Source organism: Candidatus Aquicultor secundus (assembly GCF_002791875.1).
In the GTDB taxonomy this organism is placed as follows: Bacteria; Actinomycetota; Aquicultoria; order Aquicultorales; family Aquicultoraceae; genus Aquicultor_A; species Aquicultor_A secundus.
On record NZ_PFNG01000092.1, the window covers coordinates 11,285 to 16,640 of the forward strand.

Genomic DNA, 5,356 nt, shown 5'->3' on the forward strand with positions numbered 1-5,356 from the left:
GGACTGAATAATGGGTGAGATTATCCGCAACCAGTTGATACCAATGGTCGTCGAGCAGACGGCAAGGGGTGAGAGGGCTTACGATATCTACTCAAGACTTTTAATAGACAGGATCATTTTTCTGGGGACACCTATAGACGATAACGTGGCAAATCTTGTGATCGCCCAGCTCCTGCATCTGGAATCGGAAGATCCCGAAAAAGACATCAATCTCTATATTAATAGCCCCGGTGGAGTCGTTACCGCGGCACTTGCAGTGTATGATACAATGCAATTTATAAAGCCTGACGTATCGACTATTTGTATCGGGCAGGCTGCGAGTGCTGCGGCGCTGTTGCTTGCGTCCGGCTCGGCAGGGAAGAGGTTCGCCCTTCCAAATTCACGAGTATTGATTCACCAGCCGCACGGTGGTGCACAAGGCCAAGCAATCGATATCGATATCCAAGCAAGGGAAATCTTGCGGACGAGAAGGGTATTGGATGAGATCCTGGCCCAGCATACCGGTCAAACGGTGGATAAGATTCATGCCGACACAGATAGAGACTACATCATGACGGCAGCTGAGTCCAAAGATTACGGATTAGTCGATGAAGTCATCACACAACGCAAGAAGTAAGGGAGGTAGCAATGGCCAAGTTCGGCGAAAACGAGCAGCTCAAGTGCTCATTTTGCGGTAAAAGTCAGCGCCAGGTTAAGAAATTAATCGCGGGCCCGGGCGTTTATATCTGCGATGAGTGCATTGATCTGTGTAATGAAATAATTGAAGAAGAGCTAACAGAAGAGGTTGAATTCAAACTAGAAGACCTCCCAAAGCCGAAGGAAATTTATGCAGTCCTTAGTGATTATGTAATTGGTCAGGAAACTGCTAAGAGAATTCTTTCAGTGGCCGTTTACAATCATTATAAAAGGATTCAGGTCGGCCCACAGGGGGACGATGATGTTGAGCTGCAAAAGAGCAACATCCTACTGCTTGGTCCAACCGGTTGTGGCAAGACCCTGCTGGCACAGACCTTAGCCAGGATTCTTAACGTGCCCTTTGCTATAGCCGATGCAACGGCGCTAACAGAAGCCGGATACGTCGGTGAGGATGTCGAGAATATTCTGCTGAAGCTGATCCAGGCTGCTGATTACGACGTAAAGAGGGCTGAAACAGGAATCATCTACATCGATGAGATCGACAAGATTGCCCGCAAGAGCGAGAACCCGTCGATCACACGAGATGTCTCCGGCGAAGGTGTGCAGCAGGCACTCCTGAAAATACTGGAAGGTACTGAGGCGAGCGTTCCACCGCAGGGCGGAAGGAAACACCCGCATCAGGAGTTCATCCAGATCGATACCACGAACATCTTGTTTATCGTTGGTGGTGCGTTTGCCGGTCTTGAAAAGATAATTCAGGGCCGTAGCGGCAAAAAAGGCCTCGGCTTTGGTGCTGAGATTAAGAGTAAGAACGAGCAAGAACTCGGCGTAATCATGAGCCAGGTTCTTCCTGAGGATCTCCTCAGGTTCGGTATGATACCGGAATTTGTTGGAAGGTTGCCGGTTATAGCGACCGTCGACGACCTGCGCGAGGAGGACCTCGTACGAATACTCGTAGAGCCAAAGAATGCGCTTGCTAAGCAGTACAAGAAGTTCTTCGAGTATGATGGCGTAGAGCTGGTCTTTACTGAGGAGGCGCTCGATGCGGTAGCCCACAAGGCGCTTGGCCGCGGAACGGGAGCGCGTGGCTTGCGAGCCATCCTCGAGGACGCTTTACTCGACGTTATGTACGATCTGCCGTCGCGCACCAACATTAAGAAGTGCGTGATAACTAAAGAGGTTATTGAGGAGAGCATAGAGCCGACACTGTTAACCGAGGGAACGGAAGAAACAGCCAGCCCTCACGACGAAACGGAAGTCTCGGCATAACATAAAGAACGAAACGAAAAGGCGACTCGAAAGGGTCGCCTTTTTTTGGATTTCGCCGTTATTTTTCAAGTCTTTCCCAGGGTGGAGTGCCTCGTACTTCTATCCGAAGGGGATGATGAAATCGGGCCGGGCGCAAAGCTGTTATTCTCTTCGAAGGCTTACGAGTTTTTAACCACAGAGAGCCTGGCCGCAATCGGCGAAGCCCTCACAAGAAGGCTTGTAGAGTAAACCGTTCCTCAGCTTTTAAACCTTCTATTATTAAACCCCGACAATAACACCGTTGCAGGGGCCCGTGTGCAGTAACCTGCTTACACGCCGGTGTACCCTGTGGTATTATAATTCTTTAGTATCCAATCTAAAAGCAGAAGCCAGAAGTCAGAATCCAGAATTTGTGGGTCGAGAGTGGATAGGCGATTAGCTAATAGCGATTACATGTCACTCTGAACGAAGTGAAGAGTCTCGAAGGCACTCACCGCTACTGCTACTAAAAACCGTCTAGGCTAGGTTGCTTTCTTAGACGAAGGTTTTATTCTGAATTCTGGCTCCTGGCTTCTGACTTCTTAAGGAAAAGGGGAGATATATGGCTCAAGAAACCCTACCGAAAGTGTATAACCCCCACGAAGTTGAGGCTAAGTGGTATCAGTATTGGCTTGATAAAGGGTATTTTCATGCGGAGGTCGAGCCCGGCAAGAAGCCGTACACGATAGTTATCCCGCCCCCGAACGTAACGGGTTCGCTGCATATGGGGCATGCGTTAAACGACACGCTGCAGGATATCGTCATCCGCAAGCACAGGATGATGGGTGAGCCGACGCTGTGGCTTCCGGGAACGGATCATGCCGGTATCGCCACGCAAAACGTTGTCGAGCGTCAGCTTGCATCGGAAGGGCTTACCCGCCAAGATGTTGGACGCGAGGAATTTGTACGGCGTACCTGGGAATGGAAGGAGCAATACGGCAGCCGCATCATCAACCAGCTTAAGCGCCTCGGCGCCTCCTGTGATTGGTCGCGTGAGCGTTTTACCATGGATGAGGGCTATTCGGCGGCGGTGCGTCGTGAGTTTGTCCAGCTCTACCATGAGGGATTGATTTACCGGGGCAATTATATCGTCAACTGGTGCCCGCGTTGCCTTACGGCGCTCGCCGACATCGAGGTCGAGTACGCCGAAGAAGAAGGCAACTTCTACTACGTAAAATATATGGTTAAAGACTCATATGATTATATAACGGTCGCAACGACCAGGCCGGAGACGATTCTTGGCGATACGGCCGTGGCGGTTCACCCCGAGGATGCCCGTTACAAGGACTTCGTCGGGCAGACGGTTATCGTCCCGATTATCGGGCGTGAAGTTCCGGTTATCGCCGACGACTACGTCAATCCCGAGTTCGGTACCGGCGCGCTTAAGGTAACGCCGGCGCACGACCCGCACGATTTTGAGATTGGCGAGCGCCATCGCCTGGAGCGCATCAGTGTTTTTACCACAGAGGGCATGATGAATAAAAATGCAGGTCCCTATGAGGGTATGACGCGTTTCGAGTGCCGGGATGCAATCGTTAAAGACCTGATGGAAAAGGGTCTCTTGGTTAAGGTCGAGCCGATGACTCACTCGGTCGGCCATTGCTACCGCTGCGACACGGTCATCGAGCCGTATCTTTCGACGCAGTGGTTTATGAGCATGAAGCCGCTCGCAGAGCCCGCTATCAAGGCGGTTGAAGAAGGCAAGATAAGCTTCGTTCCAGTGCAGTGGGCCAAGACCTACTTTGACTGGATGTATAATATTCGCGACTGGTGCGTTTCGAGACAGCTTTGGTGGGGGCACCAGATTCCCGCCTGGTATTGCAAGGACTGTGACGAGATAATCGTTGAGGAGAAGGAGCCTACCGCGTGCACGAAGTGCGGAAGCTCTAACCTTGAACAGGACCAGGATGTCTTTGATACATGGTTCAGTTCGGCGTTGTGGCCGTTTGCTACGCTTGGTTGGCCCGCTGAAACAGAAGAACTCAAGTACTTCTATCCGACAAACCTTCTGGTAACCAGCCATGACATCATTTTCTTCTGGGTCGCCAGGATGATCATGCAGGGCCTGCACTTTACGGGCGAGATCCCGTTCCATGATGTTTACGTGCACGCGCTTGTTCGCGACGAGTTCGGGCGCAAGATGAGTAAATCCAGGGGCAATGTTATCGATCCGCTCACTATAATCGATGAGTTCGGCACCGACGCGCTACGCTTTACGCTCTCAAGCATGGCTACGCCGGGCAGGGATATCTTTCTATCTAGGGAGAGGCTTGAGGGATTTAGAAACTTCGCGAACAAGCTTTGGAACGCATCGCGCTTCGTCTTGATGAACCTGAAAGATTACGAGCGTATCGACATCAAGGAATTCGACCTGACCCTTGCCGACCAGTGGATTCTCTCAAGGATGAACCACACCACCATGCAGGTCGAGGAGGCGATCAATGAGTATAACTTCGCGGAGGCGAGCCGTCTCATCTACGATTTCTTCTGGAGCGACTTCGCCGACTGGTATATCGAGCTTTCAAAACCGAGGCTCTACCGGAATGAGGATGAAAAAGGCCGCCGCATTGCCCAGAACTTGCTGGTGACCATCATGGACCATACGCTGAGACTGCTGCACCCGTTCATGCCGTTTATTACGGAGGAGATATGGCAGAAGCTGCCCGGAGCGGGCGAGAGCATCGTCATAGCCCCGTGGCCGCAGGCCGACAGCGCCATGGTAAACGACACGGCGGAAGCCGATATGGGTCTTCTGCAGAGCGTTACCTCGTCGATTAGATCGATCAAATCGGTGCTCGGTATCGCGCTTACCAAGCCGGTCAAGGTTCTCTTGAGTACGCCTGATGAGAGCAAGCGCGCCGTCCTTGAGAGCGACAACTCATATATTAAAGAGCTGGCCTGGGTTGAAGAGCTTGTTGTCGGCTCGGATATCATAAAGCCCGAGCACTCGGCGGTTGACGTTGAGCAGGGCGTTGAAATATTTATGCCGCTCGCGGGTCTCGTTGATATCGAAGAAGAGAAGAAGCGCCTGAGCAAGGAGTTCGCCAAGACCGAGGCCGATGCCGAAAAGTCTCGCAAAAAACTTGCGAACCCGCAATTCCTAGAAAAAGCAGCCCCGGCCGTTGTCGATAAAGAGAAGGCCAAACTCGAAGAACTCGACGAGAAAGCGTCCAAGCTGCGAAAACAGATGGCTAGTTTGTAGGGCCATAAACCTTTTGGAAGTCAGAAGCCAGAAGCCGGAATCCAGAAGGAAAACTGGTGAATCGGTGAATGGGTTGTGGGTCGAGGAAGTGGGCTTTAGTAGGCAGTAGGCAGTAAGCAGTAGGCAGCATATGGGCCAAGAATGTGGGTCCAAAGTAGGCAGTAAGCAGTAGGCAGCATATGGGCCAAGAATGTGGGTCTAAAAGAAGCCTGTTACTAGTACCGCGACATC

The 5,356-nt window shown here is 51.7% G+C and carries 4 protein-coding genes; all 4 read left to right on the plus strand.

What is annotated here, in order from left to right:
* The first annotated feature begins 10 nt into the window (after nt 1-10).
* The 4 genes from clpP (at nt 11) to COY37_RS03905 (ending at nt 5,125) form a co-directional block, all read left to right on the plus strand.
* Nucleotides 11-616 carry an ATP-dependent Clp endopeptidase proteolytic subunit ClpP gene (clpP, locus tag COY37_RS03890; protein ID WP_286679196.1) on the plus strand — a complete coding sequence of 202 codons (606 nt, stop codon included), beginning with the start codon at nt 11-13 and terminating at the stop codon, nt 614-616.
* 11 nt (nt 617-627) lie between these two features.
* On the plus strand, nt 628-1,905 hold the full coding sequence (gene clpX / locus COY37_RS03895) for an ATP-dependent Clp protease ATP-binding subunit ClpX (protein WP_286679197.1): 1,278 nt from the start codon (nt 628-630) through the stop codon (nt 1,903-1,905).
* A gap of 45 nt (nt 1,906-1,950) precedes the next feature.
* On the plus strand, nt 1,951-2,133 hold the full coding sequence (locus COY37_RS03900) for a DUF3786 domain-containing protein (protein ID WP_286679198.1): 183 nt from the start codon (nt 1,951-1,953) through the stop codon (nt 2,131-2,133).
* A 352-nt stretch (nt 2,134-2,485) separates the two neighbouring features.
* Nucleotides 2,486-5,125, plus strand: coding sequence for a valine--tRNA ligase (locus COY37_RS03905; RefSeq protein WP_286679199.1), 2,640 nt, complete (start codon nt 2,486-2,488; stop codon nt 5,123-5,125).
* The last annotated feature ends 231 nt before the right edge of the window (nt 5,126-5,356 follow it).